We start from the raw sequence: 12,269 nt of genomic DNA, 5'->3' as shown, positions 1-12,269 counted from the left end.
AAATACTGACAAATCTGTCAGTATTTTTTTATATAAAGAGTAACAAATGTTATCAATGATGGGTATCAATGCTTAATATCAATACTGGATATCAATGCTTGGTATCAAAAAATGTGGTCGCGCTTCGTATCGCTTTTGTTTAAAATAATTGAGTAACTTAAAAACATTTGAGAACAACAAGATTCCCGTTTCTCAAAAATAGAAATTATTGTTATTTAAGAAAGGAATTTCGAAATGAAATTTGAATTTAAAGGACTTTCTTCATATGAAGAAAATTCAACACCAAACTATGTAGGCGATACTAAAGTACGCAGTGTCATTCAAGACTTCGTTAACATGGATGAAGCAATTGAATTTGTTTCAAATCACCACGGTTTTATAAAAACTGAAGATGGGAAATTTGCTTTTGAAGTAAGAAATATCTCAGCTATCGGTTAATTAGATAAGGACAGTTAGCATGGAACAAAAATATTCAAGAATTTTAGTTGGTATGGATGGTTCAGCAGAATCACTTAAAGCATTTGATGAAGCAGTCAGAGTTGCTAAACGCAATGACGCTGAGCTCATCTTAGCCAACGTTATTGAAAAACGTTCATTTCTTGCCGTGAATACTTACGACACAATTGCCGAAGAACAGCATGAAAATGGAACAAAACTTTTATTGCAACAATTTGCTAAGGAAGCATTGGATGAAGGACTAACAAATGTTAGAACACTTTTGGAATATGGTTCACCTAAAGTAGCAATGGCAACAAAAATTCCTAAGCAAGAAAATGTTGATTTGATTGTAATTGGCGCAACAGGGATTAGTTATATAGAGCGTGTAGTTGTTGGTTCAGTTGCATCTTATATTGTTAATCATGCCACTTGCAATACACTCATCGTTAGAAAATAATAGTCTTACTTAGTCACTCATAAAAAGAGCAGAGTCTCTTTTACTTAGAAATGGAAAAAATCATGAAAAAAGAAAGTATTTTTACTCCTACTTTCGTTATTAACACGCTTATTAGTTTTTTATTTTATATTGTTTTTTACGTCTTAACCTCCTCAATAGGGACTTATGCGCTTCAACAACTTCATCAATCAACAGTTGTTAGTCTTTCTTTATCAAGCGTTTTTGTTATTGGAGCCCTGATTGGTCGGGTTTGGACAGGTATTAATATCACACGTATCGGAATGAAGCGATTGCTCTATATTGGTGGACTTATTTTTCTTGTTTTAACTTTTGGTTATTATTTGACAACTAATATTCCCTTACTCTTTTTGATTCGAGTGATTCAAGGCGCAGGTTTTGGGATTGGTGCAACAGCCTCAGGAACAATTGCAGGTCACGTTGTCCCTGCTTCACGTCGTGGTGAAGGAATTGGCTACTACGCTTTATCTGTTACCTTGGCAGCTGCAGTTGGTCCAGCCCTTTCAATCATGATTTACTCTTCACTTGGTTTTGGTTCTTTACTTGGAATTGCTCTTGGTTTGTTGGTTATTACCTTCATATTAATTTTCTTTGTTCGTGTCAAAGAATTTTCTGCAGAAGAGCGTGCCTATGCCCTGGCGCATGAACCTAAAGGTGTTGAACGATATATTGAAAAATCAGCTCTTCCTATTTCAATTATTGCCTTTTTAGCCGGATTTATTGACTCAGCTATTTTAACAGGAATGGGTTCATTTTCAACAGATCTTAAAATTCCACTTGCGGGATCATTATTCTTCACGATGTATGCCGTGTTAATCTTTGTTTCACGTCCATTCACAGGTCGTTTATTCGATACTAAAGGGGATAACTGGATTTTCAATCCAACATTTATTTTCTTTGCAGTGGCAATGCTTCTTGTTGGCTTAGCCGGTTTCTTCAGCCCAGCTATTGGCTTTGTTGTCTTATTAATTGCTGGTGGAGCCTTCGGTCTTGGTTACGGTGGTGTCGCTCCATTTGGTCAAGCAATTGCTATTCGTGATTCAAGTAAAGATCGTATCGGTGTTGCAACTTCTACCTTCTTTGGATTTTTAGATTTAGGTGTTGGTGGAGGACCTATTGTTCTTGGAGCAATTATTCCAATGCTTGGAAATGGTATGCTTGGTTTCAGAAATTTGTACCTTTACAGTGCTCCCGCAGTTGTAATTGTTTGGATTATATACTATCTCATTCATGGTAAACATCAAAAATCAAGTTCTAAAGTTTGATTTTAATGATTTACATAAAAAATGATATAATGAAATGGCTACAGCCTTATATAGGCGAATAAATGAACAAATTAGCGAGTAGATGAGTTTTAATAAGATGGAAGAAATGGCAAACGTAAACATTGAATATCTAATCAATACACTAGAGCAAAAAAAAGTCAGTGTCGTAACACGTAAAAAGCATAGCTATATTATGTATCAAGGAATTGAGTCAGAATATATCTATGTCCTTAAAGATGGTGTAGCGAAGATTAGCAATATTTTAAGAGATGGTCGTGAATTTAATATCGCGTATGTTGCGCAGCCAGATTTTGTTTCTTTATTGGAAGAAAAACAAAATGATGGAATCTCAGCATTATTTAATGTCAGAGTGGAATCTCCAACGGCTAATTTTTATAAAATTTCGCGGAGCGATTTTTGGGATTGGGTGCGCGAAGATTTAAATTTATTTAGAGTTGTTGATGATTTTTATAAAAGAAGATTGGCACTTAATTTAGAAATTCTTCAAAAAATGACAATTAATGGTAAAAAAGGAGCAGTTTGTGCTTGTCTCCATAGTTTAATTGATGATTTTGGCATTCGTAAGAAAGATGGAATTTTGATTGATTTCACAGTTACTAATGAGGATATTGCAGGCTTCTGTGGTATTTCTACAAGAAACAGTGTCAATCGTATTCTCCACGATTTAAAGGATGAGAAAGTAATTGATGTGATTGATAATAAGATCATGATTTATAATCCTCAATATTTGGAAGAATATATTAGTTAATATAAACAGATAAAAAAGCTACTTTAGGTAGCTTTTTTGTTATAATTAGGTCAGCATGATATCAAAGTATTCAAGGAGGTAAAATGGATAATTTAAAAAAACAAGTCGGCATAAAAGCTGCTGAATTTGTTAAATCGGGAATGGTCGTTGGTTTAGGAACTGGGTCAACAGCAGCCTATTTTGTCGAAGAATTGGGTCGAAGAATTGCCGAAGAACAATTGGAAATTACGGGTGTAACAACGTCCAATGTAACAAGTAGCCAAGCCAGAGCTCTTGGAATTCCTTTAGCCTCTATTGACGAAGTAGATTATGTTGATTTAACAGTTGATGGCGCAGATGAAATTGATTCTTCACTAAATGGTATTAAAGGTGGTGGAGCAGCACTTCTAATGGAAAAAATTGTTGCAACCTACTCAAAAGACTATATTTGGATTGTTGATGAAAGTAAATTATCAGAAAATCTAGGATCCTTTAAAATTCCTGTAGAAGTTATTCCTTATGGCTCACAACAAGTTTTTAAAAAATTCGAAGCGGCTGGCTATGCTCCAACTTGGCGTCTAAATGAGGAAAACGAGAGATTGATAACGGATATGCATCACTTTATTATTGACCTTCATATCTCTCAAATTAAAGAACCAGAAAAACTTGCTGAAGAGCTTGATTTAATGGTTGGAGTTGTTGAACACGGCCTCTTTAATAATATGGTTAAAAAAGTGATTGTTGCTGGCAACGAAGGCGTAAGAATAATAAATAAGTAAATAAAAAATCGTCAATCAGACGATTTTTTTATTTCTTTAACCACTCTTGAACTCCCCATTTATGAGAGCCACGTTTGAGTTTACTAATAGCTGTTTCTGGGTCAAACCAGCTAATATGGTTAAAATCTTCGAGAGGTTTGGAATCAAAGCGGACATTCTTAGTATTATAAATATAGGCGGGATTATAAAAATATTTATCACGATGCGAACTATAAAAATATTCATCTGCTTGCCCTAAAAATTCTCCAATTTCAGCGGTAGCTCCTAACTCTTCCATGAGTTCACGATGAAGTGCTTTTTCTTGATCTTCACCCGCTTCAATTTCTCCCCCAGGAAGAAAATAAGCTCCATTGGGTGCCTGAACGAGACAAATTTCTTTATTCTCTCTTGCGACAATCGAATAGACACCATATCTTGCCTGATAATTTTTCTCTTCATTTTTTTCACCGAAAACTGGAATATGATTCATAAAAAATTCTCCCCAATACTGATTATTATGATAAACATAACTATTTTAAAATAGTTAAAAACCGCTTACAGAAATTTATTACTACTATTCTATCAAAATTCTGTCAAATTTGATAAAATAAGGTACGAGTAAGAAGAACTTATACGACTATCGGATTGAAAGTGAAGATTAGTTCAAAGAGATAAACGATATAAGAATTGCTTTTGCTTATGCAAAGGGCTATGTGAAATCACAGAGCTTTCAAATTTAATTTAGAGAGTTTGAAACATATTACCGAAGGGAACATAGAATAGTGAAAAAAATTAACTTAAGTAAGCTTATTATTATTGCACTCATTATCATTATTGCAGCGATGTCAGCAATTTTTATCTCTGCCAAAAATTTTAAGTCTAACCGTAATCCGTCAGCAATGACTCAAACCATTAATGATGGGACAAGTTTTGTTGACAGAGTACTTGTGGCACCTATCCACTTTGTTCAAGACAAGGCTAATGAATTGTCGAATCTGATGGATACCTACCAACAAAACCAAAGTTTAAAAACACAATTGGCAAAGTCAAAAGATGATGATAATAAATTAAGCGGCCTTGAGTCAGAAAATAAAGAGTTGAAAAAAGCTTTGAAACTCCAAGAAACTTTAACTGATTATCAAACGGTTGCTGCAAATGTGATTACTCGTGAGCCTTCTTCATGGAATGATACACTAGTGATTGATAGCGGTAGTAAGGATGGCTTGACAACAGGTATGATTGTTATGGCAAATGGTGGCGTTGTTGGTCGTGTAACTCAAGTGAATAAAAATAGTTCAAAAGTTGCACTTTTAAGTTCTTCTAAAGGAATTGATAATAAAATTCCTGTAAGAATTGAAAGTGACGGCTCACCTATTTATGGCATTTTGAGCAGCTATGATTCCCAACAAGAGGCTTATGTAGTTAAAAATATCGACTCACAAGGGAAATTTAAAAATGGAGATTCCGTTTTTACTAGTGGTCTTGGAACGAATTCTGGTAGTCAAGGTGGAACACCAAGTGGTTTACTTATAGGAAAGGTTATCGGTGAAAAGCAAGATAGTGATGGCCTTGGTAAAATGGTTTATATCAAACCAGAAACAAATCTCTATGATATTAGATTCGTCTTTGTGGTCAAAAGCAAAATTGACGGTCAGTAGTTTTTGCTAGATAAGTATTAATTATTATTTTGCTTATGGAAATAAAGCATTAATTTGTTAAAACCAACTAGAATATAAGGAATTAAGTAGTGAGTCGATTTACATTTCAATTTTTTAGTCCAATTATTCTTTTTTTACTAATGATTTTGGACGGTCAAATTACCCATATATTAACGGGGGTTAGCAGCGGGACGTGGGTACCAGTGAGTCATTTATTTTTGATATTTCTGATGTACAGTGTCACTCAGCACAGACCAAGCTATATTATCATCTTAGCGGCAGTTTTGGGGGCAATATATGATAGTTATTATCTAGGGATTTATGGAATTGCGACCTTATTGTTCCCACTTATTGCTCTTTTTATATATAATATACAGATAACCATATTTACTAATCGCTGGACACGGTTATTTACAACAATTATTATTGTGACGGCTTTTGAAGTTTTTAGTGCAATCATTATGGTAGCTTTTGGATTTGCACATTTAAACTTTATTAATTTTGTTGTTTACCAGCTAGCGCCTACACTTTTGCTTAATATTATCTTGGCTGTAGCCTTGCAATTTCCTTTAGAAATCTTTTACAGATTAAAGAAAAGTCACGGAAGATACAATTAGAAAGTGTTTTGTAATCATAAAGAAATATTTTGGGCGGGTAGGAATAGTATAATATGTTTATTCAACCGAACTTAATGGGAGGAAAAATTAAAAAATTACAGTTATGAAAAAAAAGATTATCTCAGCTATTTTAATGTCTACAGTGGTACTCTCTGCTGCAGCACCGTTGTCAGGGGTCTACGCTGACACAAATTCAGATATTGCTAAACAAGATGCGACAATTTCAAGTGCGCAGTCTGCAAAGGCTCAAGCCCAAGCACAAGTTGATAGCTTACAATCAAAAGTTGATAGCTTACAACAAAAACAAGCAAGCACAAAAGCTCAAATTGCTAAAATCGAAAGTGAAGCAAAAGCGCTTAATGCACAAATTGCAACATTGAATGAAAGTATCGCAGAACGTACAAAGACATTGGAAGCTCAAGCACGTAGTGCTCAAGTTAACAGCTCAGCAACAAACTATATGGATGCTGTTGTTAATTCAAAATCTTTGACAGATGTTATTCAAAAAGTAACAGCAATTGCTACAGTTTCTAGTGCCAACAAACAAATGTTGGAACAACAAGAAAAAGAGCAAAAAGAACTTAGTCAAAAATCAGAAACTGTTAAAAAGAACTATAACCAGTTCGTTTCTCTTTCACAAAGTTTAGATTCTCAAGCTCAAGAGTTGACTTCACAACAAGCTGAACTTAAAGTTGCTACTTTGAATTATCAAGCAACAATTGCTACTGCGCAAGATAAAAAACAATCTTTATTAGATGAAAAAGCAGCCGCAGAAAAAGCAGCTCAAGAAGCAGCTAAAAAACAAGCAGCTTATGAAGCACAACAAAAAGAGACCGCTAAAGCTCAGGCAGCTTCTACAGCAGCAACAACTAAAGCGGTAGAAGAAGCAACTTCAACTGTTTCATCTAGTCAAGCTTCACAATCAAGTTCATCAAGTTCAAACACAAGTAGCAATAATACATCATCAAATTCAAGCAGCTCAAGTAGCAATAATACATCATCAAATTCAAGTAGCAATTCATCAAGCTCTAATAGCTCATCAAATTCAAGTAGCTCAAATGGTGGTGGAAGTACAAATACTGGTAATACAGGTGGTTCAAGTTCATCAGGTATTAATAGCACACCAATCGGTAATCCTTATGCTGGTGGTGGATGTACTGACTACGTATGGCAACATTTTGCTGCACAAGGAATCTACATCAGAAATATCATGCCAGGTAATGGTGGTCAATGGGCATCTAATGGCCCTGCACAAGGTGTTCTCCATGTAGTAGGTGCGGCTCCTGGTGTTATCGCGTCTGGATTCTCAACTGACTTTGTTGGATATGCAGGATCACCTTATGGTCACGTTGCTATTGTAACAGCGGTAAATTCCGATGGTACAATTGACGTTGTTGAAGGTGGAAGTGGCTTTGGATGGGGTCATACACGCTCACACGTAAGTGCAGCTGGTGTAACATTCTTAATGCCAAACTAATTCAAAAATTTTAAAGATATAAATAGTGATTTGATAGTGGGGAATAATTTTCCTTCTGTCAAATCATTTTTTATTATTGTGGTATAATAATAAGGAAAAATGATAAGGGGATAGATACAAATGTGTGGAATTGTCGGCTTTATTGACCGGATGAATCAAAATGATAAATCAAAAACTTTAGAAGAAATGATGAATACTATTGTTCACCGTGGTCCAAGTAGTTCAGGTGAATTTATTGATGAAGGTGCCGCAATTGGCTTTCGTCGTTTGAGTATTATTGACCTTGAAGGTGGAGACCAACCTATTTTCAATGAAGATAAAACTAAATTGATTACTTTTAATGGTGAAATTTATAACTTCCGCGAATTACGTGAGGACCTTATTTCTAAAGGTCATGATTTTACAACTCATGCTGATACAGAAGTTCTTTTGCATGGTTATGAAGAATATGGTGTAGAACTTCTTCAAAAGCTTCGTGGAATGTTCGCTTTTGTTATTTGGGATAGAGAAAAACAAGAATTGTTTGGTGCTCGGGATCATTTTGGTATCAAACCACTTTACTATACTCAAATGGGTGGAACTTTCATGTATGGTTCAGAAATTAAAAGTTTTTTGAAACATCCAAACTTCAAAAAAGAATTAAATAAAGAAGCTTTAAAACCTTACATGACTTTCCAATACTCTGCTCTTGATGAAACTTTCTTTAAAAATGTTTTTCGTATCAAAGAAGGTCATTACTTTACTTACAAAGATGGGGTCTTGGATATCAAACCTTATTGGGATATGAAAGTTGATGAAAAAGATATGAGTTTGGAAGAATCAATTGATTTGATTGATAAGACTGTTTTGGGTTCTGTTGACGCTCATAAATTTGCTGACGTAGAAGTTGGAGCTTTTGTATCAAGTGGTGTCGATTCTAGTTATGTTGCTTCAACGCTTCGTCCGGAACATACTTATTCTATTGGTTTTGGTCAAGGAACTTTCAATGAATCTAAACAAGCCAAACAATTGACTGATATGATTGGTTTGAACAATACTTCTCGTGAAATCCATGGAGATGAAGCGTTCAAGTATTTCCCACAAATTCAATATTATTTGGATGAACCAGACTCAAATCCTTCTTGTGTGCCACTCTTTTTCCTCGCAGAATTAGCAGCACGTGATGTACGTGTTGTAATGAGCGGTGAAGGTGCTGATGAGCTTTTTGCTGGTTATGAGTCTTATGGATTTAGTACAAATTCTCGTGCGGTTCGTGTTTTCGCAGAAGGTTTGAAGAAATTACCAAAATCTTTACGTTTCTCAATTGCTCGTGGTATTGAAAATAAACATTTCAAAGGTCAAAAACATCTTTATGAATCACTTGCGCCTGCTGAAGATTTCTTTATCGGTCAAGCGAAAGTATTTGATGAGTCTGAATCAGTAGAGCTTTTGAAAGAAGAATTTAAAGCAGCCCCAACTGTTAAAGATATTGTTGGAAAAACTTACAAAAAGGCCCCAGAAGGTTCTGAACTTCGTAAAATGCAATATCTTGATATGCACCAATGGATGCCAGGAGATATCCTACTTAAAGCTGATAAAATGGCAATGGCACACTCACTTGAATTGCGTGTTCCACTACTTGATATTGAATTGATGCATACAGCGGAACAAATTCCTACAAAATATCTTTTGAATGGACATAATACAAAGTATGCTTTCCGCCAAGCAGCTCGTCGTCATTTACCAGAAGAATGGTCAAATCGTAAAAAATTAGGCTTCCCAGTGCCAATTAAAAACTGGTTGCGAGAAGAAAAATATTATAAAGTTGTTCGTCAATTATTTGAACAAGATTTTGTTGCTGAATTCTTTGATCAAGAAAAACTCTTGAAGATGTTGGATGATAACTTTGCAGACAAAAATGATGCACGTCGTAAACTCTGGACAATTTATTCATTCTTGACTTGGTATGATGTTTACTTCATCAATAATGGTGAAAAACCTGCTGTGGTTAATTTTTAAGGGAGGTTTTTGTGTCACAAACAAATGAATTTCAACCTATCTTGTTAGGTTCTGATATCAATGTCTATGGAATGGCTCGTTCATTTCATGAAGAATTTGGAATTACTTCTCTGGCTTTAAGTGCTTCTGGATTAGCTCCAACAAAGTATTCAAAAATTGTTGAAGTACAAACTCATGAAAATTTTGACCATGAAGAAACGTTTATTCAGGTGCTTCGTGATTTTGCAAGTAAACATAAAGACAGTAAGAAGAAATATCTTTTAGTAGCTTGTGGGGACGGTTATGCCCTACTTGCTTCAAAATATCGTGAGGAGCTTTCGGAATTTTTTGAAGTGCCTTATATTGACTACGCGCTTTATCGTCAATTAGAAAATAAGCCTGATTTTTACAATATCTGTGAACAATATAATTTACCTTATCCAAAAACGGTATTAGTTAATCCAAAATCAGAAATAGATACTTTAGTAGATGAGTTAACTTTCCCTTATCCAATGATTTTAAAACCAGGGAATTCTATTTCTTATTTAGATGTGCACTTTGAAGGACAGAAAAAAGCGTTCACGATTGCATCTAACGAAGAAATGAAGTTGATGCTTCATCGTTGTTATGAAGCTGGTTATCCTGATGAGATGATTATTCAAGATTTCATTCCTGGAGGGGATGAAAATATGCGTGTTCTTAACGCTTATGTAGATAAAAATCATAAAGTTCGCATGATGTGTTTGGGTCATCCCTTACTTGAGGATCCAAGTCCAAAAGCGATTGGGAATTATGTGGCGATTTTGCCTGATTATAATCAACAAGTTTATCAACAAATTCAGGATTTTCTTGAAAAAATTGAATATACAGGCTTTGCTAATTTTGATATGAAATATGACCCACGTGATGGCTCTTATAAACTTTTTGAAATTAACTTACGTCAAGGACGTAGCTCCTTTTATGTTACTTTAAATGGTTACAATTTGACACGTTATTTAGTTGCTGACCGTATTAATAATGAACCTTTTACTGAGACAATTTATGGAAAAGGTTCAAAACTTTGGTTAGGGGTTCCTAAAAAAGTATTGCTCAAATATGTAAATCCTAGTTTTAAAGAAGAAATTCGTCGTTTTATTAATTCAGGAAACTATGGGACAACTCTATTTTATTCTAAGGATAACTCACCAAAACGTTATCTTTTGATGAAATATGCATTCCATCGCTATATTGGGGCATTTAAAACGTACTTTCACAAATAAAAATTAAGAATAAGAAGGACAGGGGGATATAATGGAAAACTTCTTTACAATCTTGGGGGGAATGGGTACTCTTGCGACTGAAAGTTTTATTCATACGCTGAATGAACGAACAGAGGCTTATCGTGACCAAGATTATTTGAATTATATCGTAGTTAATCATGCGACAATTCCTGACCGAACAGATTATATCAAGAATCCTTCATTGGAAAATCCAGAAGAAAAATTGATTGATGATATTAAGATTCACAGTCAACTTTCACCAAAATTTTTCGTTGTTCCTTGTAACACGGCTCATTATTATTTTGATGAGATGCAAAAAGCAACAGAAATTCCGATTCTACATATGCCACGCATTGCCGTTGATAGTATTAGCCATCACTTTCCAAAAGCTAAGAGGGTGGCCGTGCTAGCGACTGAAGGAACAATTTTGACAGGAGTTTATCGTAAGGCCTTGGAAGAACAAGGATATGAAGCGGTAATTCCAGATGATCAATTGCAAGAAAAGGTAAATCGCTTGATTTATCAAGAAGTTAAGGAAAATAGAAATCTTAATTTTGAGCTTTATAAGGAAATTTTGTCTGATGTCGCGTCAGAAATGAATTGTGAAGTAACCATTTTAGGTTGTACAGAATTGTCAGTCTTATATGAAGCCTATGATTTGACAAAAGAGTACAATATAATAGATGCACAAGCTGAAACTGTACATCGAACAATATCTATGATGGGAAAAAAAGATTTATTAGATGACTATTAAAAAGAAAAAACTTTTTAAAAAAAGAATCGTAATTTTATTTGTTCTTGTGGCCTGTCTACTTATTTTTACTTTAATTGTAAATCCTAAGAATCAAGAAGATAAAAAATTAACATCTGCATCAAAAACTTTTGTCCAAACTGATCGTAAGGGTAAGTACGATTATGTTTTGATGAAAACTGGTGATGTTAATCAAATGACAATCGGAGCCTACCAGGGATGTGAAATTGTTTCTTTTTACAATGCATTGGTCTATTTGGATAAAACTCAGGGTAGGACGGTCACTGATTGGATTGAATCTTTGCCGTATGTGGGTTGGGGAGGTGATCCAGGAAGTGGTTATGCTGGGAATCCTTGGACGTCTGATGAAGACATCCCGGATGGTGGTTTTCCAACGATTTGGCCCACAGCTTTGATGAGTTTTGCTCAAGAAAATAATATCCAAGTTGCTGACTTATCTGGAAAAAGTATTAGCGAGATTAAAGATGCTGTTTTATCAGAACATTTAGTTGAAATGTGGGTGACGATTGATTTTGATGAACCTAATATCACTTACGATGATTATTACGGTTATAAGGTTGTAGCTAATACGCATGCTGTTATTTTAGATGGGTATAACGAAAAGAAAAATGAGTTTCATGTTACTGATCCAATAAAAGGAAAATATTGGTTGGCTGAATCTACAGTTGATTCGGTTTATAGTGGAACAAATCAATTTGCGATAGAATTTTTATAGTGTAATTAGCACTCTTATAAAAAGAGTGCTAATTTTTTTGCCAAAAATGAAAAAACGTGGTAAAATAGTGCTATTGAAAAATTGATTTAGTAAAGGAAGTGAGTAATTTA

At 34.6% G+C, this 12,269-nt stretch carries 13 protein-coding genes; 12 read left to right on the top strand and 1 reads right to left on the bottom strand.

The window, feature by feature from the left end:
* Window positions 1-234: 234 nt before the first annotated feature.
* From HFD15_RS11180 to rpiA, 5 genes are all read left to right on the top strand, one after another.
* Entirely contained in the window at window positions 235-438 is a 204-nt protein-coding gene (locus HFD15_RS11180) for a hypothetical protein (protein ID WP_003132029.1), read from the top strand.
* A gap of 19 nt (window positions 439-457) precedes the next feature.
* Window positions 458-895, top strand: a complete 438-nt coding sequence (locus HFD15_RS11175) for a universal stress protein (RefSeq protein ID WP_003132028.1) — start codon at window positions 458-460, stop codon at window positions 893-895.
* Window positions 896-957: 62 nt separating this feature from the next.
* Window positions 958-2,178, top strand: a complete 1,221-nt coding sequence (locus HFD15_RS11170; RefSeq protein ID WP_010906404.1) for an MFS transporter — start codon at window positions 958-960, stop codon at window positions 2,176-2,178.
* An 82-nt stretch (window positions 2,179-2,260) separates the two neighbouring features.
* Window positions 2,261-2,947, top strand: a complete 687-nt coding sequence (locus tag HFD15_RS11165) for a Crp/Fnr family transcriptional regulator (protein WP_012898712.1) — start codon at window positions 2,261-2,263, stop codon at window positions 2,945-2,947.
* An 83-nt stretch (window positions 2,948-3,030) separates the two neighbouring features.
* Window positions 3,031-3,705, top strand: a complete 675-nt coding sequence (rpiA, locus tag HFD15_RS11160; protein ID WP_003132023.1) for a ribose-5-phosphate isomerase RpiA — start codon at window positions 3,031-3,033, stop codon at window positions 3,703-3,705.
* 28 nt (window positions 3,706-3,733) lie between these two features.
* On the opposite strand, the gene HFD15_RS11155 is transcribed toward rpiA, so the two are convergent.
* Window positions 3,734-4,174 carry an NUDIX hydrolase gene (locus tag HFD15_RS11155; protein ID WP_012898710.1) on the bottom strand — a complete coding sequence of 147 codons (441 nt, stop codon included), beginning with the start codon at window positions 4,172-4,174 and terminating at the stop codon, window positions 3,734-3,736.
* 292 nt (window positions 4,175-4,466) lie between these two features.
* On the opposite strand from HFD15_RS11155, the gene mreC reads away from it, so the two are divergent.
* From mreC to HFD15_RS11120, 7 genes are all read left to right on the top strand, one after another.
* Window positions 4,467-5,342: a rod shape-determining protein MreC gene (gene mreC, locus HFD15_RS11150; protein ID WP_003132018.1), complete on the top strand. Its 876-nt coding sequence runs from the start codon at window positions 4,467-4,469 to the stop codon at window positions 5,340-5,342.
* Window positions 5,343-5,431: 89 nt separating this feature from the next.
* On the top strand, window positions 5,432-5,959 hold the full coding sequence (mreD, locus tag HFD15_RS11145) for a rod shape-determining protein MreD (RefSeq protein WP_014570856.1): 528 nt from the start codon (window positions 5,432-5,434) through the stop codon (window positions 5,957-5,959).
* Window positions 5,960-6,062: 103 nt separating this feature from the next.
* Window positions 6,063-7,436 (top strand): CHAP domain-containing protein, encoded by a 1,374-nt coding sequence (locus tag HFD15_RS11140; RefSeq protein WP_167593625.1) that lies wholly within the window; start codon window positions 6,063-6,065, stop codon window positions 7,434-7,436.
* A gap of 120 nt (window positions 7,437-7,556) precedes the next feature.
* A complete protein-coding gene (asnB, locus tag HFD15_RS11135; protein ID WP_058208531.1) occupies window positions 7,557-9,434 on the top strand; it encodes an asparagine synthase (glutamine-hydrolyzing) in 1,878 nt (625 codons plus the stop codon).
* Between the two features lie 11 nt (window positions 9,435-9,445).
* The gene (locus HFD15_RS11130) at window positions 9,446-10,672 is read left to right on the top strand and encodes a carboxylate--amine ligase (protein ID WP_010906398.1); all 1,227 of its coding nucleotides are present in this window, start codon (window positions 9,446-9,448) and stop codon (window positions 10,670-10,672) included.
* A gap of 31 nt (window positions 10,673-10,703) precedes the next feature.
* A complete protein-coding gene (locus tag HFD15_RS11125; protein ID WP_003132012.1) occupies window positions 10,704-11,426 on the top strand; it encodes an aspartate/glutamate racemase family protein in 723 nt (240 codons plus the stop codon).
* Window positions 11,416-12,159 (top strand): C39 family peptidase, encoded by a 744-nt coding sequence (locus HFD15_RS11120; RefSeq protein ID WP_017865247.1) that lies wholly within the window; start codon window positions 11,416-11,418, stop codon window positions 12,157-12,159. The genes HFD15_RS11125 and HFD15_RS11120 overlap by 11 nt, the downstream gene beginning before the upstream one ends.
* Window positions 12,160-12,269 lie beyond the last annotated feature (110 nt).

Origin of the sequence: Lactococcus sp. EKM203L (genome assembly GCF_011800585.1) — a bacterium.
Lineage (GTDB): Bacteria > Bacillota > Bacilli > Lactobacillales > Streptococcaceae > Lactococcus > Lactococcus lactis.
This window is presented reverse-complemented; position numbering and strand designations above follow the sequence as displayed.

Excerpts from the sequence above, each read along its gene's own strand:
- HFD15_RS11175 (WP_003132028.1), top strand. The coding sequence starts at position 458 with ATGGAACAAAAATATTCAAGAATTTTAGTTGGTATGGATGGTTCAGCA.
- HFD15_RS11140 (WP_167593625.1), top strand. The coding sequence starts at position 6,063 with ATGAAAAAAAAGATTATCTCAGCTATTTTAATGTCTACAGTGGTACTC.
- HFD15_RS11170 (WP_010906404.1), top strand. The coding sequence starts at position 958 with ATGAAAAAAGAAAGTATTTTTACTCCTACTTTCGTTATTAACACGCTT.
- HFD15_RS11120 (WP_017865247.1), top strand. The coding sequence starts at position 11,416 with ATGACTATTAAAAAGAAAAAACTTTTTAAAAAAAGAATCGTAATTTTA.
- rpiA (WP_003132023.1), top strand. The coding sequence starts at position 3,031 with ATGGATAATTTAAAAAAACAAGTCGGCATAAAAGCTGCTGAATTTGTT.
- asnB (WP_058208531.1), top strand. The coding sequence starts at position 7,557 with ATGTGTGGAATTGTCGGCTTTATTGACCGGATGAATCAAAATGATAAA.
- HFD15_RS11125 (WP_003132012.1), top strand. The coding sequence starts at position 10,704 with ATGGAAAACTTCTTTACAATCTTGGGGGGAATGGGTACTCTTGCGACT.
- HFD15_RS11165 (WP_012898712.1), top strand. The coding sequence starts at position 2,261 with ATGAGTTTTAATAAGATGGAAGAAATGGCAAACGTAAACATTGAATAT.
- HFD15_RS11155 (WP_012898710.1), bottom strand. The coding sequence starts at position 4,174 with ATGAATCATATTCCAGTTTTCGGTGAAAAAAATGAAGAGAAAAATTAT.
- HFD15_RS11180 (WP_003132029.1), top strand. The coding sequence starts at position 235 with ATGAAATTTGAATTTAAAGGACTTTCTTCATATGAAGAAAATTCAACA.